Origin of the sequence: Massilia sp. 2TAF26 (assembly GCF_052115005.1) — a bacterium.
GTDB lineage: Bacteria > Pseudomonadota > Gammaproteobacteria > Burkholderiales > Burkholderiaceae_D > Telluria.
Window position 1 is genome coordinate 19,328 of record NZ_JBFRFV010000009.1, and the last position, 20,129, is coordinate 39,456.

Consider the following 20,129-nt stretch of genomic DNA (forward strand, 5'->3'; position numbering starts at 1 on the left):
CTCTATACCTTCTTGATCGCGGCCTTGCCGAACAGGCCGGACGGCTTCACCGCCAGCACCAGCAGCAGGAGCACCAGGCCCGGCACTTCCTTGTAGCCGGTCGACAGGTAGAAGCCGGTGGCGGTTTCGGCGATGCCGAGGATGATGCCGCCGACGATCGCGCCCATGCCGGAGGTGAGGCCGCCGATGATCGCCACCGCGAAGGCCTTCAGGCCCAGCGAGGCGCCCATCGTGGCGGAGGTCAGGGTGAGCGGCGCGATCAGGGCGCCGGCGAAGGCCGCCGTCGCCGAGGAGAGGGCGTACGAGAAGGTGATCACCATGCGCGTGTTGATGCCCATGAGGCCGGCCGCGTCGCGGTCGTTGGCGGTGGCGACCACCGCCTTGCCGTAGATCGATTTGCGGTTGAAGATCTCGACCGCCAGCATGATGGCGACGGCGCCGATGATGACCGCCACCTGCATCGGCTGCACGTTCGCGCCCAGCACCGTGAAGGGCTCGGACGACAGCGGCGAGGGGAAGGGCAGCACGTCCTTGCCCCAGATATTCTCGGCCACGTTCTTGAAGATGATGGCCAGTGCGATGGTCGACATGATCCAGCCGAATTCGGACTTGATGCGGATCGCCGGGCGCACCCCGATCCATTCGACGAACATGCCCTGCAGGGCGCCGAATACCATCACCAGCGGGACCATCAGCCAGTAGCTGATATAGGGACCGCCATGGATGGTCCCGACCAGGGACAAGCCGACCAGGGCGCCCAGCATCAGGGCCTCGCCCTGGCCGAAGTTCAGCGTGCCGGAAGTGGCGAAAGTGAGTTGATAGCCGAAGGCGATGACGGCATAGATCATGCCGAGCGCGATCCCGGAGAAGACCAGCTGGAGGAGGATGTCCATTTTTTACCCTAGTGACCGATACGTCTGCCCGTCGCCCCGCGCAGGCGGGGGCGACGGATAAGTGCGCTAGGTGCGCGGGCTTACTTCACCGGCACAACCCGGCCATTCTGCACTTCGCCGAACTTGGTGTTGTCGAAGTTGATGGCTTCGTGGTCGGTGTGGCTGTAGGGCTTGTTGTAGGTGGTGACCACGCCTTCGATCGGGGTCTTCAGGTTTTCCAGGGCGGATGCGATCTTCGGGCCTTCCGTGCTGCCGGCCTGCTGGATTGCGGCGGCCAGCAGGTAGATCGAGTCGTAGCCCTGGGCTGCCGACACCGCCGACGGCATGCGGCCGTTAGGCGGGTTGTAGGCTTTCACGTAGGCGTCGATGAAGGCCTTGCGCTTGGGCGTATCCGGGTTCTGGATGAAGGTCTGCGGCATCCGGGTGCCGTTGCCGTTGGCGCCGGCGTTGTCGATGAAGTTGGCCATTGCGAGCGTCCAGCTGCCGACGATCGGCACCTTCCAGCCCAGCTTCTGCATGCCGTTGGCGATCTGCGCCAGTTCGGGGCCGATGCCGTAGGTGAGCACGACGTCGGCGCCGGCCTGCTTGGCGCGCAGCAGCTGTGCCGTCATGTCGACGTCGCCGATGTTGTACTTCTCGACCGAGACCGGTTTCACGCTCTTCGCGGCCAGGACCTTTTCGAGGTCTTCGCGGCCGAGCTGGCCGTAGTTGGTCGAATCGGCCAGGATCGCCGGCTTCTTGAAGCCGCGGCGGATCGCTTCCTCGGCGATCATGGTCGACTGGATGGTGTCGTTGGCGGAGTTGCGGAAGACGTAGTTCTCGGGCTGGTTGGCGAACTGCTTGGTGACGATCGAGCCGGTGGCGACGTTGTTCATCACCGGGATCTTGGCCTGCTGGTAGAAGCGCTGCGAAGCCAGGGCCACGCCGGTGTTGATGTAGCCGACGGTGGCCACCACCTTTTCCTTGTTGATCAGTTCCTGGGCGATCTGCACGCCGCGTTCCGGCTTGGCCTCGTCGTCGCGTTCGACCATCTGGAGTTGGCGTCCCAGCACGCCACCCTTGGCATTGATTTCATTTACCGCCAGGCGGACGCCGTCGCGCATCGACACGCCCATCGGCGCCGAGCCGCCGGTGAAGGGGCCCGACACGCCGATCTTGATCGGCTCCGCCGCCATGCCCGACATCGAAAAACCCAGTGCTACCCCTGCAACCAATGCTTTCAGTCTGAAATCCATTGCTGTCTCCGTAGTTGATTTTTATGCCGCACGCTGGCGCGCACCGAGGCCGGCGCAGACCCGTCGTCGAGCCATTCTAGGATAGCAATTGGGCAACAGCAAACGATTCATGTGACGCGTTGCACCATGCGTCATTCATGCAAATGCGTAAGAAAAACGTAAGGAAGAGGGTGTATGGCAGGGCGAAAAAAAAGAGGCCGCACCGCAGTGCGACCTCCCCATTGTAGTGCAAATTTTACGGCTTAGCGATGGCCGCGCCAGCGGCCGCCACCGTGGTAGCCGCGATGGCCGCCCCAGTTGCTCCAGCTGAAGCCGAGGCCGATCGAGATCGGCGGATACCAGAACGGATCATAGACCGGCGCCGGCGCATAGATCGGAGCCGGCACGTACACCGGCTGGGTCACGTAGGTAGGGCCGCTCGGCGCCGGGCTGTAAGTGACGGCGTCCGAGGTGGTGACGCGGCCGGCATTGCCCGAAGCGGCGGCCTGGGCCGCGGTACCGTTCGGGACCGGGGTCACCGAGACGACCTGCCAGCCGTTCGCGTCCGGCGCTTGCGCGTAGGCGCGCGTGCCGTAGTTGGCGGGACCGGGATACTGGGTCGCGCAGCCGCTCAGTGCGGCAACTGCAAGAATGATGGCGAGTTTTTTCATGGCAGTTCTCCTCACCTGCATACTACCCAGTTTCTTGTGGCGCCCGCTTTTTGATTTACAGGCTGTTACACCTGTTCACTCTCCTGAAACGTGAGGCAAGCTCAGGAGCGGCGGCGCCGGCTCGACAGGGCCACCGCGGCCAGGATCATCCCGAAGCCCGCCACATGATAAAGGTGGGGCGCTTCGCCCAGCAGCGGCCAGGCAGCCAGGGTCGCGAACAGCGGGATCAGGTAGACCGACATGCTGGCCCGCGCCGGCCCCGCCACCGCCACCAGGCGGTCGAAGCAGAAGTAGGCGCCCAGGCTGGGGACGATGGCCAGGAAGCCGAGCGCCACGTAGAGGCGGCCGTCGCCGAAGGACGGCACATCGCCGCTGGCCGCTTCGAGGGCCGCGAACGGTGCCAGCACCAGCGCGCCGCCGCCGATCAGGGCCGCCAGCTTGACGGTGCCGGGCAGCGGCGGCAGCGGCACGCGCTTGTTGAAGACCGTGTACAGCGACCAGCCGATCGCGGCCAGCACCACCCACAGGTCGCCGCGGCCGAACTCGAGCTGGCCGAGGGCGCCGAGGTCGCCCTTCGTCAGCACCACCAGCACGCCGGCGATCGCCACCAGCAGGCCCCAGCCCTGGCGGCGGCCCAGCGGGGCCTTCCACACCAGGCGTTCGACCAGGGTCACCAGGGCCGGACAGGCGGCCAGGATGATGGCGACGTTGGCGGCGCCGGTGTGGCGCGCGCCGATGTATTGCGGGGCCACCGCCATGCCCATGCCCAGCGTGGACAACAGCAGGATGCGCGGCCAGTTGGCCAGCAGGGTGCCGCGCAACGCCCACATGCGCGGGCCGACGGTCGGCATCAGGATCAGGAAGGCCAGCGCCCAGCGGCCGAAAGCGAGGAACACGGGAGGAATCGCCGCACCCTGTGCCCAGCGCGCGACCACCAGATTGGCGGCGAACAGCGCGGGCGTGATGAGCATGAGGGGCAATTCGGCATTGAAGGCGGCGCCCTGGACACCGAGCCCGCCGCGGGATACTGCTTCCGACACAAAGTACTCCTTACATAAGACGCCGGAATCATACTGCAGCGCACAAAAAATGTGCTTCTGTTGCGGCTGCCTGAGCGGGGGAATATGGATGATTCTTTTGCGTCTGGAGTAAAATGCGAAAGAATTATCTTCAACCATGCCTGTATAGACAAGGAAGACGACATGAAAGACGGCCAACTCGACGAAATCGACCGCCAGATCCTGCGCACCCTGGGCCGCGACGGACGCATCAGCAACCAGAAACTGGCCGATACGGTGAACCTGTCGCCGACCCCCTGCTGGCACCGCGTCAAGGCGCTCGAGGACGGCGGCTACATCACCGGCTATGCGGCCCTGCTCGACCAGCGCCGCATGGGCGTGCCGGATACCGTGATCATCGAGGTCACGGTGGACCGCCACGACGACGAAATCTTCAAGGCCTTTTCCGACGCCCTTGCCGAGCTGCCGGAAGTGATGGAAGCCTATCTGCTGTCGGGCGAATACGATTACCTGATCAAGGTGGCGGTGGCCGGCACCGAGGGTTACGAGCGCTTCCTGCGCCAGAAGCTGTACAAGCTGCCCGGCGTGCGCCACACGCGCTCGACCTTCACGCTGCGCTGCCTGAAGCGCTCGCCCTCGGTGACCCCGTCCTTCACTGCGTGAAGAGGGCCAGCGGTACCGCCTGCGCCATCGCCTGGTAGCCGGCGCTGTTCGGATGCAGGTGGTCGCCGCTGTCGTAAGCGGCGCGCAGGCGCGTGATGCGGGCCGGATCGCGCAGCGCCAGCTCGAAGTCGACCACGGCGTCGTAGGTGCCGCCGCTGCGCATCCAGGCATTGAAGCTCTTGCGCACGTTCTCCCGCGCCGCCGTGTAGTAGACGTGGCCTTCGAAAGGCGTCAGGGTGGCGCCGACCGCGCGCAGGCCGCGTGCGCGGGCCTTCGCCACCAGCTGCTGGTGGCCGGCGATCAGGCTGCCGACCGGGATCGGATTCGTCCCCGGGCTGTAGACGATGTCGTTGATGCCGATGAGCACGACCATCCAGCGCACGCCGGAGGTGGCCGCGATGTCGCGGTCGAAGCGGTCGAGCGCCTTCTGGCCGGTCAGCATCGCCTCCGGATAATCCTTCAACAGGGAGTTGGCGGCGATGCCGCGGTTCGCCACGCCGATATTCCCGGCCACGCCCAGCTCCAGCTGCAGGCGCCGCGCCAGCAGGTCCGGCCAGCGCCGGTTGGTATTCGCGCTGCTGCCCTGGCCGTCGGTGATCGAGTCGCCGAGCGTGGCGACAGCCGCCGTGGCGGCCAGGCCGGAATAGGCGCCGCTGACGTCGACCTCGGTCAGGAAAGGCCAGGTGGCGATGCTGCGCGCGACCGGCAGGTTCGATGCCGCGCTGTAGTTGCCGGCGCTCGAGACATAGCCGGCCTGCAGCGCCAGGTTGTGGAGGGTCGTGATGCGGGTCGAGGCCGGCAGGTAGAGGCTGACCGCGAGGTCGGCAAAGGGCGGCAGGTTGAAGCTGACCGGATCCGACAGCACGGCGGTACCGGCGGCGATCGTGACCGGGGTCCGCCCACCGAACAGCAGCTGGCGGTCGGTGCCGGCAACCAGCGCCGCGCCGCTGGCGCGCAGGGCGATGCGCGCGGCGCCGATGGACAATGGCGCGCTGCCCATTTCGTTCGAGATGCGGATGCGCGCCCGGCTGCCGCCGGCGCTGGCATGCGCGATCAGGCGCAGGGTCTGGTTGACCAGCACCATCGTCGAGGCCGCGGGCGGCGGGCCGGCCGGCGCCGCCCCCCAGGTGGCCGCCCAGGCTTCCACCGCCTGGGCCTGCAGCTCCTGTGCCGCGGCAGGCAGGGCCAGCGCCGCGGCGAGGGCGGGGCCGGCGCGGAGAAAATCGCGGCGTCGCGGACTCCGGGGAACTTGAACCGGGGGAGCGGCGTCATTCTCGACGCCATCGTTTTCGGCAAACTGGGTCGGTTTCATGTTCGGCTCCTGGGGGTTGGACAAGCGTTAGACTGCCAATCGCGGAGCCGGAACAGGAAAAGTATTTGCGCCACCTCACACCTCGTGCGAGTGGCGCAGGGTTTATTGCAGGATGGTCAGCAGCCCGTCGAGCCCGGAGAAATTCAGGGCCACATCGGCCTGGGCGCGCACCACCGGCTTGGCGCGGAAGGCCACCGACAGGCCGGCAATCCCCATCATCTTGAGGTCGTTGGCGCCGTCGCCCATCACGATCGCCTGTTTCGGATCGATGCCGAGTTCGGCGCAGACGCGCTGCACGGTGCGCATCTTCTCTTCGGCATCGACGATGCCGCCCACCACCCGTCCGGTCAGCACGCCGCCCTCGGCTTCGAGCACGTTGGCGTGCACGTAGTCCAGCCCCAGGCGGGTCTTCAGGCGCTCGGTAAAGAAGGTGAAACCGCCCGACACCAGCAGGGTCTTCAGGCCGGCCGCCTGCACCGCCTCGAGCATCGCTTCGCCGCCTGCGGAAATGCGCAGGCGCTCTGCGTACACGCGCTCCAGCGCTTCCACCGGCAAGCCTTCCAGCAGGGCCACGCGGCGCTTCAGGCTCTCCGAAAAATCGAGTTCGCCGCGCATGGCGGCTTCGGTGATGGCGGACACCTGCGGCTTCAGCCCCTGCATGTCGGCGATCTCGTCGATGCATTCGATGGTGATCAGGGTCGAGTCCATGTCCATCGCGACCAGCCTGAAGTCCGCCAGGGTGAGACCGGTATCGACGAAGGTGGCGTCGACGCCGGCGGCGTGGGCGGCGGATTCGACCGTCGCCTTCAGCGCGGGCGTGAAGTCGAGGCCTTCGCAGCGCAGCGCGTGCGCGTGGATGGGCGTGCTGCTGCGCGGACAGGCCGGCGCGGCGACCTGTGCGAGCACGGCCTGGTCGGCCGCGGGGCCCTGGAGGATCAGTTTCTTGGACATGGCGAACTTAAGCTAGTAATTGTTTGATGGTCTGCTTGACCTGGTTCACGCGCGCCTGCAGGTCCGGCATGGCGGCCGTGATGCGCAGCTTGTCCTGGCCGGCCAGCTTGACCTGGCGGTTTTTCTGGATCAGCGTGATGATCCTGATCGGATCGATCGGCGGCTTTTCCATGAACTGCAGGTTGGCGGCTTCCGCGTGGGCGTCGATCTTCACGATGCCGACCTGCTTGGCCGAGATGCGCAGTCGGTGGGTCTCGATCAGGGCCTTCACCGCATCCGGAAGTTTACCGAAGCGGTCGATCAGCTCTTCCTGCATGTCGTCGATGCGGTCCTGGGTTTCGCAGTTGGCCAGGCGCTTGTAGATCGACAGGCGCTCGTGGACATCGCCGCAGAAGTCGGCCGGCAGCAGGGCCGGCACGTGCAGGTTGATCTCGGTGGTCGAAGACAGCGGCGCGCTCATGTCCGGCTCGCGGCCGGCCTTCAGCGCCTTCACCGCCTCGTTCAGCATATCGGAATAGAGCTGGAACCCCACCTCCAGCATTTCGCCGGACTGGTTCTCGCCCAGCACCTCGCCGGCGCCGCGAATTTCCAGATCGTGCATCGCGAGGTAGAAGCCGCTGCCCAGTTCCTCCATTGCCTGGATCGCGTCCAGGCGGCGCTGCGCCTGCTTGGTCATGTTCAGGGCGTCGTTCACCAGCAGGTAGGCGTAGGCCTGGTGGTGCGAACGGCCGACGCGGCCGCGCAGCTGGTGCAGCTGGGCCAGGCCGAATTTATCGGCGCGGTGCATGATGATGGTGTTCGCGGTCGGCACGTCGATGCCGGTCTCGATGATGGTCGTGCACAGCAGGATGTTGAAGCGCTGGGCCACGAAGTCGCGCATCACCTTTTCGAGGTCGCGCTCGTGCATCTGGCCGTGGGCCACGCCGATGCGCGCCTCCGGCACCAGTTCGCGCAGCATCGCCAGGCGGTTTTCGATGGTCTCGACTTCGTTGTGCAGGAAGTAGACCTGGCCGCCGCGTTTCAGCTCGCGGAGAACGGCTTCGCGGATGATGGAGCCGTCTTCGCTGCGCACGAAGGTCTTGATGGCCAGGCGCTTCTGCGGTGCGGTGGCGATCACCGAGAAGTCGCGCAGGCCTTCCAGCGCCATGCCGAGGGTCCGCGGGATCGGCGTCGCGGTCAGGGTCAGCACGTCGACCTCGGCGCGCAGGGCCTTCAGCGCTTCCTTCTGGCGCACGCCGAAGCGGTGTTCCTCGTCGATGATGACGAGCCCGAGACGCGTGAACTTCACGTCCGGCGACAGCAGTTTATGGGTGCCGATCACGATATCGACGGTGCCGTCGGCCATGCCCTTGATCGCGTTGTTGATCTCCTTGCCGGTGCGGAAGCGCGACAGCTCGGCGATCTTCACCGGCCAGTCGGCGAAGCGGTCGCTGAAGGTCTGCGCATGCTGCTCGGCCAGCAGGGTGGTCGGGGCCAGGATCGCCACCTGCTTGCCGCCCATGACGGCGATGAAGGCGGCGCGCAGCGCGACCTCGGTCTTGCCGAAGCCGACGTCGCCGCAGACCAGGCGGTCCATCGGGCGGCCGGAGGTCATGTCCTGGATCACGTTCTGGATCGCGGCGCGCTGGTCGGGCGTCTCGTCGAAGCCGAAGCTCTGGGCGAAGTTCTCGTAGTCGACCGCGGAGTATTCGAAGCTGTGTCCCTGGCGCGCGGCGCGGCGGGCGTAGAGGTTCAGCAGCTCGGCGGCGGTGTCGCGCACCTGTTCGGCGGCTTTTCTCTTGGCCTTGTCCCACTGGCCGGAGCCGAGGGCGTGCAGCGGCGCGTCTTCCGGGCTGGCGCCGGAGTAGCGCGAAATCACGTGCAGCTGCGACACCGGTACGTAGAGCTTGGTCTCCTTGGCGTACTCTAGGTGCAGGAACTCGGTATCGCCTTCGCCCAGGTCCATGCTGATCAGGCCCATGTAGCGGCCGATGCCGTGGTTGATGTGCACGACAGGATCGCCGACCTTCAGCTCCGACAGGTCGCGCACCATCGACTCGACCTGGGACGTGGCTTCCTGTTTCTTCTTGCCGGCGCGTTTGCCTCCGCCCGCATACAGCTCGGTCTCGGTGATGAAGACCAGGCGGCCGGTCGACTCCTCGGACAGCTCGAAACCGGCCTGCAGGGGCGCGACGCCGAGGGCCACTCTGGCATCGCTGGCGCGCAGGCCCTCGAAGCCTTCGATCAGGGCCAGGTCCAGCTTGTACTCGTTGAAGTACTGCTGCAGGGTCTCGCGGCGGCCGGCCGATTCGGCGCAGATCATCACGCGGGTGTCCACGCGCATCAGGTAGGAGCGCAGATTCGACAGCGGATCTTCGAGGCGGCGGTTGACGGCGATGTCCGGGATCGGCGCCGACAATTCGGAAGCGGCGGCGGCGGGATCGCGCGCGATGGCCCAGCGGCCGTGCGGCTTGGCGCTGACGAAGAAATCCTCGGCGCCGAGGAAGATCTCCTTCGGCTCCAGGATCGGGCGTTCGCGGTCGGCCTTCAGGAACTTGTAGCGCGATTCCGTATCCGCCCAGAACCGCTGGATCGCGGCTTCGATGTCGCCGACCAGGGCCAGCGGGGATTCCTCGGGCAGGTAGTCGAACAGGGTCGCGGTCTGGTCGAAGAACAGCGGCAGGTAGTATTCGATGCCGGCCGAGGCGATGCCGCTGCCGATATCCTTGTAGACCGGCGAGCGGGTCGGGTCGCCCTCGAAGCGCTCGCGCCAGCGGCCGCGGAAGGCGGTGCGCGCCTGCTCGTCCATCGGGAACTCGCGGCCCGGCAGCAGGCGCACTTCCTTGACCGGGTACAGCGAGCGCTGGGTATCGGCGTCGAAGGTGCGGATGGTTTCGATCTCGTCGCCGAACAGGTCGAGGCGGTAGGGAAGGCTCGATCCCATCGGGAACAGGTCGATCAGGCCGCCGCGCACCGAGTACTCGCCCGGCGACATCACCTGGGTCACGTGGCTGTAGCCGGCCAGGGTCAGCTGCGCCTTCAGCCTGGCTTCGTCCAGCTTCTCGCCCTGGCGGAAGAAGAAGGTGTAGGCGGCGAGAAAAGAAGGCGGCGCCAGGCGCACCAGCGCCGTGGTGGCCGGCACCACCAGCACGTCGCACTGGCCGTTGCGGATCTCGTGCAGGGTGGCCAGCCGCTCGGACACCAGGTCCTGGTGCGGCGAGAACGCATCGTAGGGCAGGGTTTCCCAGTCCGGCAGCAGGTGGCAGGACAGCTTGCCGTCCGCGAACCAGGGGATTTCGTCGAGCAGGCGCTGGCCGTCGCTGGCGTTCGCCACGATCACGGTCAGCATCTGCCCGCCGGCCTTCAGCTCGAGCGCGGCAAGGGCCAGCGCATAGGCATCCGAAGAACCATGCAGCGCCGGCAGGGCAAAGCGTTGACCGGGTTTGGGGAGGTGTTTTTTCAGGTCGAAAGGCATGCTGGAATTATAGTCGAACGAGGCCGCCGAGCACTCGCGCCGAGCCGGCGTCGAGGCTGGCCACGGCCGGGTCGTCGCCGGCCAGCATGCCGTCGTCCAACAGCAGGCGCAGCAGGGCCAGATTTTCGGCCCGGCCCAGGCTGACGGACAGCGGCTGGGCGGCCGACGGTCCGCTGCCCGCCGCGCCGAGGATCGCGGCGGCGATCGGCGGCGGCAGTTCCCACTGCAGGGCGATGCGGGCCGCCAGCGTGCGGGTGCGCGCCAGCAGCGCGGCGACGAAGGCCGGGTCCTGGGGCAGGGCGTCGGTGTCGAGCATGCCGTCGAACAGGCGCAGGGCCACGATCAGGCCGAGGTCGTCCATCAGGCCCGCCAGGTAGGCTTCGAAAGGATCGGCGCCCAGGCCGGGCGCGAGCAGGCTGGCGGCCAGCGCGCATTTCTCGGTATGGCTCCAGATGCGCGCGGCGGCCTGGCGGCTGTGGCGGCCGTTCTGGGTCCCGATCAGCGGGCGGAAAGCGGCTCGGGCCAGCAGCATGCGCAAGCCGTTCCGGCCCAGCACCAGCAGGGCGGCGTCGATGGTGCGCACCTGGCCGGAAGAACGGTAGTAGGGACTGTTGGCTTCGCGGATGAGTTCCGCGACCAGGGACGGATCGCGGGCCACCTGGCGCGCCAGCTCGGCGCTCGACGCGGCTTCGTCGCGCAGGCTGCGCAGCAGCTGCGGAATGACTTCGGGGACGCGCGGGACCAGGTCGGCGGCGTGGTCCGGGGAATCGAGCAGGCGGTCGAGTTCGGCCAGCACCAGCTGGCTGTGCCGCTGCGCCCGTGCGGTCGACGCCGCGGCCGCCGCGCCGGCGGTCAGCCAGCGCCACCAGGCATCGCCATGGTCCAGGGGCGCCCGGTCGGGCGCCTGCACCGGCGCTTGGGGAGCGGGTGCGGCGGCCGGCACAGGCGTGCAGGACGCGGGGGCATCGACGCCGCCAAACAGCCGCGCAATCCAGTTTTTCATCGCCACGCCCCTCGACTATGCCAGGGGCCATTCTACCCGAGGGGCGGCGGCGGACCGGATTGCGTTTGCAGAGCTCAGTGGCCGGCGGCGCCGCTGTCGCTGGAAGCGCGCACGGAGGGGGTGGTATTTCCGGTGCGGTTGGCGTCGGAATTGTCTTTCGCCGCCGCCGAGCCGGTGGCGGTGGCCGTGCCGGTGGTGGAAGCGCCGGTCGCGCTGTCGTTCGAATGCGGGTTGGTGGAGCTGCAGGCGGCCAGGCTGAAGGACAGCGCGGCGCCGATGAATGCGGTCTGGAATGGCTGCATAGCGGTTTCCCTATGTTGATCGCATGGTGGAGGCCACGGTAAGGCTGGCGGCAAGCGAACCGGGTCGCGGCGACCGGTAAGGCGGGGTGCCGCCATGGTCGCTATTGCCTTCGTTCGGGCCGCACGCCGCCAGGGACACCGCCAGCAGGAGGGAGGCACCGGCAGGCTGTAGGCCTGCCTCGCGCCTTATCTCACTGCGTATTGGTGGGAGGCGGGGTGGTTCCGCTGGTCGTGCCCGAATTGGTGGTGCCGGAAGTGCCGGAACCCGAGGTGCCGCTGCCGGTGCCCCAGTCGTTACGGCCCGAGGTGCCGGTGTTGCCGCTGGCGCCCGAGGTGGCGGTGCCGGCGGCGCCGTTGCCTGAGGTGCCCATGGTGCCGGAGTTGGACGTGCCGGTCGCGCTGCTGCCACTCGAGCTGCCTTCCATCGAGCCGCTGTCGGAGTTGCTGCCGGTCGAGCTGCAGGCTGCCAGGCCCATGGCCATCGCGGCAGCAATCATCACGCTTTGATATTGTTTCATGATCTACTCCTTCGGTGGTGGATGACGCCATCATGGGGTGGGGGATGGGGTTCCAAAATAGGATGGGTCCGTCCAGCCATGTAGGATAAAGACGACGCTCTTGCTACAAATTTCCCTACAAGAACTGCATTTGGCTTGAAGTGTTCGCACAAAGAAAAAGGCCCCGCGGGTGGCGGGGCCTTGGGGGCAGGGAAGCGGAACGGGCTTAGAACAGGCTGTTCTGGAGCTGCTGCTGTTGCGGTTGCGGCTGCGCCGCCTGCTGCTGCGGTGGCGGTGGCGCGTTCGGATCGGCGTTCGGGTCCACGGCCGGCTGCTGGTCGAGGTCGACGCCGCCGAAGGTCGGGCTTTCGGCAAACTCGGCGTAGACCCAGTCGTCGTTTTCGCGCACCAGGCCTTCCGGCTGCGGACGCTCTTCCTGCGGGCGCTTGGCCAGGGCCACTTTCATGTAGTCGATCCAGATCGGCAGCGCCAGGGTGGCGCCGAACTCGCGGCCGCCCAGGGATTTCGGATCGTCATAGCCCATCCAGGCCACCGCCACGACGTTGCCGCCGTAGCCCGAGAACCAGCCGTCGACGGCGTCGCTGGTGGTGCCGGTCTTGCCGGCGATGTCGGTGCGGCCCAGGGCCTTGGTGGCGGCGGCGCCGGTGCCGTAGCGGGCCACGTCGCGCAGCATGCTGTCGGTGATGAAGGCATTGCGCGCATCCAGAACGCGCTGCTCTTCCTGGTGCGCCGCCTGCGGCTTGGTCTCCTGGATCACCTTGCCGTCGGCGTCGACGATCTTCTCGATCAGGTAGGGCTGGACCCGGTAGCCGCCGTTCGCGAACACGGCGTAGGCGCCGGCCATCTGCAGCGGGGTGACGGCGCCGGTGCCCAGCGCCATCGTGTAGTTGGCCGGCTGGCGCGCGACGTCGAAGCCGAACTTGCCGATGAAATCATGGGCGTAGGGCACCGAGATCGCGCGCAACAGGCGCACCGACACCACGTTCTTCGATTCCGCCAGCGCGCGGCGCATGGTGATCGGACCGTCCCATTTGAAATCGTCGTTCTGCGGCGACCAGGTCTTGCCGGCGTCCTCGCCCGGCATGTCGAGCGGGGCGTCGAGGATGCGGGTGGCCGGCGAATAGCCCTTGTCCAGAGAGGCCGAGTAGATGAAGGGCTTGAAGCCGGAACCCGGCTGGCGCCAGGCCTGGGTCACGTGGTTGAACTTCTGGAAGTTGTAGTCGAAGCCGCCCACCAGCGCGTGGTAGGCGCCGGTGTCGGCGTCGATCGCGACGAAGGCCGCGGCCACCTGCGGCACCTGGGTGATAGCCCAGGCGCCCTTGGCATCCCTGGCCACGCGGATGATCGAACCGGTAGAAATGCGGCGCTCTTCCTTGGCGTTCGAGGCCAGCGAGGCGGCCGCGAACTTCAGGCCGGCGCCGCTGATGGTGACGTCGTCGCCGTCGATGGTCTCGACCCGCACCGCCTTGCCGGATGCGGACAGCACCACCGCCGGAATCAGGCCGTCGCTGGTGGGGCGCCTGTTGAGGGCATCGGTAATCGTATCCTCGCGCTCCTGCGGGTCCTCGGGCAGCTCGATGCGGCCTTCCGGTCCGCGGTAGCCGTGGCGCTGGTCGTAGGCCAGCACGTTGCGGCGCACCGAAGCGTAGGCCGCTTCCTGCTCGGCCTTCAGGATGGTCGTGTAGACCTTGATGCCCTTGGTATAGGCGTCGTCCTTGAACTGGTTGTAGACCGCCTGGCGCGCCAGTTCGGCCACGTACTCGGCATGGGTGTCGAATTCCTGGCCGCGGGTGTTCACGCGCAGCGGCTCGGCCAGCGCCTGCTGGTACTGCGCCCCGCTGATGTAATTCAGCTCGCGCATGCGCTTGAGCACCGCATGCTGGCGCTCGCGCGCACGCTTCGGATTCGCCACCGGGTTATGGCGCGACGGGTTCTGCGGCAGGCCGGCCAGCATCGCCATCTCGGCCACGCTGAGCTGGTCGAGGTTCTTGTTGAAATAGGTGCGCGCGGCGCTCGAGAAGCCGTAGGCGCGCTGGCCCAGGTAGATCTGGTTCATGTACAGCTCGAGGATCTCGTCCTTGCTGAGCGCAGCCTCGATCTTGTAGGCCAGCGCGATCTCGTTGACCTTGCGGCCGATGTGCTTTTCGCGCGACAGGAAGAAGTTGCGCGCCACCTGCATCGTGATGGTCGAGCCGCCGCCGGCGCCGAAACCGTGGCGCAGGTTCGAATAGACGGCGCCGATGCCGCGCTGGAAGTCGATCGCGCCGTGCTCGTAGAAGCGCGCGTCTTCGATCGCCAGCAGCGATTTCTTCATCAGGTCGGGGATCTTCTGGATCGGGACGAAATCGCGGTGCTCCTCGCCGAACTCCCCGATCAGGACCTTGTCGGCCGTGTAGACGCGCAGCGGGATCTTGGGCCGGTAGTCGGTGACGGCGTCCAGTGCGGGCACATTCGGCAGCACGCGGAACACGACGTAGCCGACCACGCCGGCGACGAACAGGAGGATGAGGGCCAGGGCCAGAAATATAAAACCACGGAGGCGGTTGGGGCGGCGCGGGGCCGGAGTACTCTTAGTTGCCAAACTTGTCTCTCTGATGACGGTCAGATGACCGGCAGATCGCCGTGCCGACAGGGCGTAAACACGGTCTACGCCAAAATTATAATCCGCTTTTCTTCCATTACGGCATGTGCCATAGTGCGAGTTCAAGGCACTGCTAAGCAGTCCCTGCAGTTCAGAAACACGATACGTCCCAAGGAAAAGATGCCGTACGATCCCCATCCACCCGCGGTCAAGCTGTATATCCCGGCGTCCGCCCACCTCCCGGAATTCACCCTGCGCGCCCTGATCATGGGCACGGTGCTGGGCATGATCTTCGGCGCTTCCTCGCTTTACCTGGTGCTGAAGGTCGGCCTCACGGTCAGCGCCTCGATCCCGGTGGCGGTGATCGCGATCACCCTGTTCGGCATGGCCAAGAAGGCCGGCGGGCGCGAATCGACCATCCTCGAGAACTCGATCACCCAGACCGCCGGTTCGGCCGGCGAATCGCTGGCCTTCGGCCTTGGCGTGACCATGCCGGCGATTATGATCCTCGGCTTCGACCTCGAGATCTCGCGCGTCATGCTGGTCGGTGTGCTGGGCGGCCTGCTGGGCATCCTGATGATGATCCCGATGCGCCGCACCATGATCGTCGACCAGCACCGCGAACTCAAGTACCCGGAAGGCACGGCCTGCGCCGAGGTGCTGAAGGCCGCCGCCACGCCCTCGTCGCGCGAAGCCGCGGGCGAGGTGCGCATCGAAGGATCCGATGAGGAGAAGGCCGCCCGCCATCGCGCCTTCCTCATCTTCGGCGGCTTCGGCATCGGGCTGCTGTACAAGGTGTTGAGCATCTCGCTCAAGCTGTGGAAGGACACCGTCAACTTCGTCTTCAACGCGCCATTGAAGGCCGGTTCGGCCGGCGCCGAGATCTCGCCCGAACTGCTGGGCGTCGGCTACATCATCGGTCCGCGCATCGCGATGACGATGGCGGCCGGCGGCGTGCTGTCCTATCTGCTGCTGATCCCGATGATCAAATTCTTCGGCGAGCTCCTGAGCGTTCCGCTGGCGCCGGGAACCATGCTCATCAAGGACATGGGCCCGGACGACATCCGCAGCGCCTACGTGCTCTACATCGGCGCTGGTGCGGTTGCCGCCGGCGGTTTGATCAGCCTCGCGCGTTCGCTGCCCACCATCTGGAATGGATTGAAGGGCGGCCTGACCGGCTTCAAGGGCGGCGGCAACGGCGACTCGAAGGGGGATGCCGCACCACTGCGTACCGACCAGGACATCCCGCTCAAATGGGTCGTGATCGGCTGCCTGGGCATCATCGCCGTGATCACCTTCGCCACGCCGCTGCACATGAACCTGCTGGGCGCATTGCTGATCCTGGTGTTCGGTTTCCTGTTCTCGACCGTGTCGTCGCGCCTGACCGGCGAGGTCGGCTCGTCCTCGAATCCGATCTCCGGCATGGCCGTGGCGACCCTGCTGTTCACCTGCCTGATCTTCCTGGTGATGGGCTGGACCGGCGGCCGCTACTACGTGACCGCGCTGTCGGTCGGCGCCATCGTCTGCATCGCCGCCAGCAATGCCGGCACCACCTCGCAGGACCTGAAGACCGGCTTCCTGGTGGGCTCGACCCCGCGCCTGCAGCAGTACGCGATCCTGGCCGGCGCCCTGGCATCAAGCCTGATCCTCGGCCCGATCCTGCTGAAGCTGAACGATGCCGGCACCGTCTACGTGCCGGCCGCTCAGGTGGCGCCGCACGTCACCACCGATGCGTCGAAGCTGAGCCAGACCGCCCAGCTGCAGGGTCCGCAGGCTTCCTCCGACCACGCAAGGTATAAAGTCTGGCAGAAGACGGACACCAACGGCGGGCCGGCCGGCAAATACCTGGTGCGCGACGACGGCTCGCTGGCCTACCTGGTCGACCCTGGCATCAACGGCCAGTTCCACACCCGTCCGGACGGCTCCGAGGTCAAGAAATACGACGCGCCCAAGGCCGTGCTGATGTCTTACATCATCAAGGGCATCCTCGACCAGCAGCTGCCCTGGACCCTGGTGCTGTTCGGCGTGATGATCGCGGTGGTGCTGGAGATGGCGGGCGTGCAGGCGCTGGCGTTCTCGGTGGGCGTGTACCTGCCGCTGGTGTCGACCCTGCCGATCGCGATCGGTGGCCTGATCCGCTGGATGGTCGACCGCCGCAACAACAAGCTGCCGCAGTACGCCGGCCTGAACGAAGAAGAACTGCAGGCCGCCGGCGACCGCAGCTCGGGCACGCTGCTGGCATCCGGCTACATCGCCGGCGGCGCCCTGGCCGGCATCATCATCGCCATCACGGCGGGTGTGCTGACCGATTTCGACAATGCGATGAACAAGTGGGCGGAGGCTGCGAATCCCTTCTTTGCGGGGGTGAATTCGGATGCGCTGTCGATCCTGCCGTATGCGGCCTTGATCGTGTTGTTGTATTGGGTGGGTCGGGAGAAGGCGGCGAAATGATCGTCGTCCCCGCGCAGGCGGGGACGACGTTTATGAGGCGCGGGGTTCGTTAGCGTTCGGGCGACTCAGACGAAGGCGAGGTCGTGCTGCCGGATGGTGTGATCCAACCACTCATCGGTATGCCCGAAGCTGTACCCCAGTGCCTTGGCGCGCGACGTATCCAGCACCATCGGCCCCGGCAAATCGAAGGGCGACAGCCGCCCGGCCTCCGCCGGCGCCGCCGCACGGCGCATCCGCACCGGCGACTCCAGCACCTCGCCGACGCGCTCGTACAGTTGCGAAGCCGACAGCGCCCCATCGCAGGCCGCGTTCACCGGACCGGTGAAGTCCTGCATGCCGCTCCAGAACAGGAAGTCCGCCGCCGCATGCGCGGTCATGAAGGACACGGCCGCGCTCTCGTTCGAATACGGCAGCGTCGCGCCGGCGCGCGCCAGTTCGACGTAGTGGGCGAGGCGGCCTGTAAAGTCTTCCGGGCCGCCCAGCACGTGGGCCAGGCGCGGCGTGACCAGCGGCAGCGAGCCGTCGCGCACCAGGTAGGCTTCGGCCTGCACCTTGCCGCTCACATAGCATTCGGTGGCGCGGCGCGGGTCGTGCCAGGGGTATTGGGTGTCGATGGGCTGGGCCTCGACCGCGAGCCCGGCTTCCGTCAGCAGCCCGGCTGCGCCGAAGCCCAGCACACGGTAGGCGTCGATGGTCGAGGTCATCACATAGCGGCCGACCTGGCCGGCAAAGGTGCGCACGGCGATCGCCGCGTCCAGCGGGCTGTAGCTCATCTGGTCGTAGACGATATCGAAGGGGCCGGCCTTGGCCACGGCGCGCATCGCCAGCTCGTTGCGGCGGTCGGCGCGGATGCGCTGGATGCGGCCGCCGAAGGGATCGGGCGCGTAGCCGCGCGTAGCGATGGTGACACGGTGGCCGGCGTGCAGGAGCCGCTGGACGAGCAGCCTGCCGATGAAACGGGTACCGCCGATCACCAGAATGTTCTTGAACATGGTTTTCCTTACGCTGAAGACGCTGAAAAGCTGGCGGGTTCGTGGTGAATCCGCTATATTTTGTATGCAGCGCAGCAATTGTTCAAACAAGAAAAAAACATTGCAATGAATAAGAAAAACTTATGCATGGTGGGGGCTTGAAGCCCCTGCGCAGCCTGTCCGGGCTGATCGATTTCGAATGTGCCGCGCGTTGGGGCAGCTTCAAGCTGGCGGCACAGGAGCTGCACAAGACCCCGGCCGCCGTCAGCCTGCAGGTCAAGCACCTGGAGGATGCGGTCGGCTTTCCCCTGTTCGTGCGTCATCCGCGCCATATCGCGCTGACCGCCAAGGGCCAGGAACTGGCGATTGCGGTCGGGCGCTCGCTCGGCGACCTGCGCGCCAAGGTCGCCGCACTGCAGCGTGGCGACGAGGAAGCCATCCTGCGCATCTCGACCACGCACTCCTTCGCCATCAAATGGCTGGTGCCGCGGATGCCGCGCTTCACCAAGCGGCATCCGGAACTCGACATCCGCATCGATTCGAACGACACCCCGGTCGACCTGGAAGACGATGGCGTCGACGTCGCGATCCGCTTCGGTCCGGTGAAGGACGGCGATCCGGCGTTGCTGTTCCGCGAGCGGCTGGTGCCGGTCTACAGCCCGGAGCTGCTGGCCGAGGGCCAACAGGAACTCACGCTTGCCGACCTGTCCCGCTTTCCGCTGCTGTGCGAGCGCACGCCGGAAGCCTGGCTGCAACTCTTGAACGAGAACCGCGCCTTGAAGGGAAAATTCGAGGGCAAATACGATTTTTCGCGCACCTTCAGCCACTGGGGCGTGCTGGCCCAGGCCGCGGTGGCCGGGCAGGGGATCGCCCTGGTGCCTTACGGGATCGCCTTCGAGGACATCGCCTCCGGCAGCCTGCGGGTGCTGCAATGCCGCAGCGCGCCCTATGGCAACGGCTACCGCTTCCTGGTCAATCCGCACAAGGAGGCGATGGCCAAGGTGCAGCAGTTTCGTGCCTGGGTCGATGCGGAGATGGAGGCGATGCGGCGCACGCTCGATGCCGGCAATGGCCGCGCTGGCGAACCTCCGGCGAAGTAAGCAGCGCCCTTATTTACAGGGCCGCTTGCTCCTGTCCATCATCGCGTCCAGCTGCGCCGCGCTCAATACCTTCGGCATCGGCTCGTCGACAGGCCTGGGCGGCGGCTCGTTCGGACATGCCGGCGCCGCATGCGGCAGCGATGCCGCCAGCGCGAACAGGCGATCGCGCAAGGGCTCGCGCACGAGGTTCGCATCGATCCATAGCTGGTAATCGCGGCGGCCTTCCTTCCACGACAGCAGCGAGACTGCCTTTCCCGACGGGTCTTCTAGCACGACCAGCCGGGCCGGCAGGCCATTGATGCGCTCCGGTTCGTCCTTCGGATCGCGCCAGCTGGTGCTGCCGTCCGCCGACATGTCCTGTTCGAACAGGGTCAGCCGGTGCCCGTCCGGTGTGCGAAAGCCCCGGTACAGGCGGGAACGGACGTCGCCGACCTTTTCGGCGCGGCTGCCGAGGCCTTCGAGCAGTGTAAATGGCGTGTGGCGCAGGTCGACCGGCGTGAAGGCCAGCTTGCGGGTGGCGATGGCGTCCGGCAGGAAGCCGACGTCGAAGCGCTCGAGATCGCCCGGACAGACACGCTCGAAACCGTTGCGCTGTGCCTCGAGCTGGCCGTCGCCGTTTCGCGAGCGGCCCGCCTGGCATTCATATTCCTTGACGCCGGAGCGGACCACCATTGCGCAGGCGCCGATCGCGACGGGGCCGACTCCCGCCAGCAGCCAGCGTTTGGCGGGCGATCGCGCCGGTGCCGGCGCATCGTCGCGCAGGCGTTTCCCGAACCGCGTGCACAGCCAGGCCAGGCCGAGAGCCGGCAGCGCCATCGGCGCACCGGTCACAAGGGCGCCCAGCAGCGGCGCATGCATCCAGATGACGGCACCGAACAGATAGACGGCGCCCGCCAGCAGCACGAGCAGGTTGATGGCGTGTCCGGCGAGCCAAAGCAGGATGCCGATCGTTCTTTTCATGTTTCCTCTCTAGCATGTACGTACGAAAGATGATATTTTCCTACGGTTAATCTTTTTACTTTTCAT

Annotated in this window: 16 protein-coding genes; 3 read left to right on the forward strand and 13 right to left on the reverse strand. The window is 66.6% G+C overall.

What is annotated here, in order from left to right; all coding sequences use genetic code 11:
• Positions 1-2: 2 nt before the first annotated feature.
• The 4 genes from AB4Z32_RS11585 to AB4Z32_RS11600 all read right to left on the reverse strand — a co-directional run bounded on the left by AB4Z32_RS11585 (position 3) and on the right by AB4Z32_RS11600 (position 3,818).
• The gene (locus tag AB4Z32_RS11585; RefSeq protein ID WP_442121992.1) at positions 3-893 is read right to left on the reverse strand and encodes a branched-chain amino acid ABC transporter permease; all 891 of its coding nucleotides are present in this window, start codon (positions 891-893) and stop codon (positions 3-5) included.
• An 80-nt stretch (positions 894-973) separates the two neighbouring features.
• Positions 974-2,128 (reverse strand): ABC transporter substrate-binding protein, encoded by a 1,155-nt coding sequence (locus tag AB4Z32_RS11590; protein WP_442121993.1) that lies wholly within the window; start codon positions 2,126-2,128, stop codon positions 974-976.
• Positions 2,129-2,370: 242 nt separating this feature from the next.
• Positions 2,371-2,778, reverse strand: coding sequence for a hypothetical protein (locus tag AB4Z32_RS11595; protein ID WP_442121994.1), 408 nt, complete (start codon positions 2,776-2,778; stop codon positions 2,371-2,373).
• 101 nt (positions 2,779-2,879) lie between these two features.
• A complete protein-coding gene (locus tag AB4Z32_RS11600; RefSeq protein WP_442121995.1) occupies positions 2,880-3,818 on the reverse strand; it encodes a DMT family transporter in 939 nt (312 codons plus the stop codon).
• A gap of 162 nt (positions 3,819-3,980) precedes the next feature.
• On the opposite strand from AB4Z32_RS11600, the gene AB4Z32_RS11605 reads away from it, so the two are divergent.
• Positions 3,981-4,460, forward strand: a complete 480-nt coding sequence (locus AB4Z32_RS11605) for an Lrp/AsnC family transcriptional regulator (RefSeq protein WP_442121996.1) — start codon at positions 3,981-3,983, stop codon at positions 4,458-4,460.
• Here the strand turns inward: AB4Z32_RS11605 and AB4Z32_RS11610 are convergent.
• From AB4Z32_RS11610 to AB4Z32_RS11640, 7 genes are all read right to left on the reverse strand, one after another.
• On the reverse strand, positions 4,450-5,772 hold the full coding sequence (locus AB4Z32_RS11610) for an SGNH/GDSL hydrolase family protein (protein ID WP_442121997.1): 1,323 nt from the start codon (positions 5,770-5,772) through the stop codon (positions 4,450-4,452). The two genes, AB4Z32_RS11605 and AB4Z32_RS11610, sit on opposite strands and share 11 nt — an antisense overlap.
• A gap of 102 nt (positions 5,773-5,874) precedes the next feature.
• Positions 5,875-6,723, reverse strand: coding sequence for a phosphoserine phosphatase SerB (gene serB, locus AB4Z32_RS11615; protein ID WP_442121998.1), 849 nt, complete (start codon positions 6,721-6,723; stop codon positions 5,875-5,877).
• A gap of 7 nt (positions 6,724-6,730) precedes the next feature.
• Positions 6,731-10,177, reverse strand: coding sequence for a transcription-repair coupling factor (gene mfd, locus AB4Z32_RS11620; protein WP_442121999.1), 3,447 nt, complete (start codon positions 10,175-10,177; stop codon positions 6,731-6,733).
• Positions 10,178-10,184: 7 nt separating this feature from the next.
• On the reverse strand, positions 10,185-11,180 hold the full coding sequence (locus AB4Z32_RS11625; protein ID WP_442122000.1) for an HDOD domain-containing protein: 996 nt from the start codon (positions 11,178-11,180) through the stop codon (positions 10,185-10,187).
• Positions 11,181-11,254: 74 nt separating this feature from the next.
• The gene (locus AB4Z32_RS11630) at positions 11,255-11,482 is read right to left on the reverse strand and encodes a hypothetical protein (RefSeq protein ID WP_442122001.1); all 228 of its coding nucleotides are present in this window, start codon (positions 11,480-11,482) and stop codon (positions 11,255-11,257) included.
• A gap of 191 nt (positions 11,483-11,673) precedes the next feature.
• Positions 11,674-12,000 carry a hypothetical protein gene (locus AB4Z32_RS11635; RefSeq protein WP_442122002.1) on the reverse strand — a complete coding sequence of 109 codons (327 nt, stop codon included), beginning with the start codon at positions 11,998-12,000 and terminating at the stop codon, positions 11,674-11,676.
• A gap of 205 nt (positions 12,001-12,205) precedes the next feature.
• Positions 12,206-14,581 carry a penicillin-binding protein 1A gene (locus tag AB4Z32_RS11640; protein WP_442122003.1) on the reverse strand — a complete coding sequence of 792 codons (2,376 nt, stop codon included), beginning with the start codon at positions 14,579-14,581 and terminating at the stop codon, positions 12,206-12,208.
• A gap of 180 nt (positions 14,582-14,761) precedes the next feature.
• Here AB4Z32_RS11640 and AB4Z32_RS11645 point away from each other — a divergent pair, with 180 nt between their 5' ends.
• Entirely contained in the window at positions 14,762-17,032 is a 2,271-nt protein-coding gene (locus tag AB4Z32_RS11645; RefSeq protein WP_442122004.1) for an OPT family oligopeptide transporter, read from the forward strand.
• A 65-nt stretch (positions 17,033-17,097) separates the two neighbouring features.
• On the opposite strand, the gene AB4Z32_RS11650 is transcribed toward AB4Z32_RS11645, so the two are convergent.
• Positions 17,098-18,024, reverse strand: coding sequence for an NAD-dependent epimerase/dehydratase family protein (locus AB4Z32_RS11650; protein WP_442122005.1), 927 nt, complete (start codon positions 18,022-18,024; stop codon positions 17,098-17,100).
• 137 nt (positions 18,025-18,161) lie between these two features.
• Here AB4Z32_RS11650 and AB4Z32_RS11655 point away from each other — a divergent pair, with 137 nt between their 5' ends.
• A complete protein-coding gene (locus AB4Z32_RS11655; RefSeq protein ID WP_442122006.1) occupies positions 18,162-19,103 on the forward strand; it encodes a LysR substrate-binding domain-containing protein in 942 nt (313 codons plus the stop codon).
• A 9-nt stretch (positions 19,104-19,112) separates the two neighbouring features.
• Here AB4Z32_RS11655 and AB4Z32_RS11660 read toward each other — a convergent pair whose 3' ends face one another.
• Positions 19,113-20,063: a hypothetical protein gene (locus tag AB4Z32_RS11660; RefSeq protein ID WP_442122007.1), complete on the reverse strand. Its 951-nt coding sequence runs from the start codon at positions 20,061-20,063 to the stop codon at positions 19,113-19,115.
• Positions 20,064-20,129: the final 66 nt, after the last annotated feature.

What these genes read in the sequence shown, in the direction of transcription:
- AB4Z32_RS11585 (WP_442121992.1), bottom strand. Translation starts at nt 893, where the DNA reads ATGGACATCCTCCTCCAGCTGGTCTTCTCCGGGATCGCGCTCGGCATG.
- AB4Z32_RS11590 (WP_442121993.1), bottom strand. Translation starts at nt 2,128, where the DNA reads ATGGATTTCAGACTGAAAGCATTGGTTGCAGGGGTAGCACTGGGTTTT.
- AB4Z32_RS11595 (WP_442121994.1), bottom strand. Translation starts at nt 2,778, where the DNA reads ATGAAAAAACTCGCCATCATTCTTGCAGTTGCCGCACTGAGCGGCTGC.
- AB4Z32_RS11605 (WP_442121996.1), top strand. Translation starts at nt 3,981, where the DNA reads ATGAAAGACGGCCAACTCGACGAAATCGACCGCCAGATCCTGCGCACC.
- AB4Z32_RS11610 (WP_442121997.1), bottom strand. Translation starts at nt 5,772, where the DNA reads ATGAAACCGACCCAGTTTGCCGAAAACGATGGCGTCGAGAATGACGCC.
- serB (WP_442121998.1), bottom strand. Translation starts at nt 6,723, where the DNA reads ATGTCCAAGAAACTGATCCTCCAGGGCCCCGCGGCCGACCAGGCCGTG.
- mfd (WP_442121999.1), bottom strand. Translation starts at nt 10,177, where the DNA reads ATGCCTTTCGACCTGAAAAAACACCTCCCCAAACCCGGTCAACGCTTT.
- AB4Z32_RS11625 (WP_442122000.1), bottom strand. Translation starts at nt 11,180, where the DNA reads ATGAAAAACTGGATTGCGCGGCTGTTTGGCGGCGTCGATGCCCCCGCG.
- AB4Z32_RS11630 (WP_442122001.1), bottom strand. Translation starts at nt 11,482, where the DNA reads ATGCAGCCATTCCAGACCGCATTCATCGGCGCCGCGCTGTCCTTCAGC.
- AB4Z32_RS11635 (WP_442122002.1), bottom strand. Translation starts at nt 12,000, where the DNA reads ATGAAACAATATCAAAGCGTGATGATTGCTGCCGCGATGGCCATGGGC.
- AB4Z32_RS11645 (WP_442122004.1), top strand. Translation starts at nt 14,762, where the DNA reads ATGCCGTACGATCCCCATCCACCCGCGGTCAAGCTGTATATCCCGGCG.
- AB4Z32_RS11650 (WP_442122005.1), bottom strand. Translation starts at nt 18,024, where the DNA reads ATGTTCAAGAACATTCTGGTGATCGGCGGTACCCGTTTCATCGGCAGG.
- AB4Z32_RS11660 (WP_442122007.1), bottom strand. Translation starts at nt 20,063, where the DNA reads ATGAAAAGAACGATCGGCATCCTGCTTTGGCTCGCCGGACACGCCATC.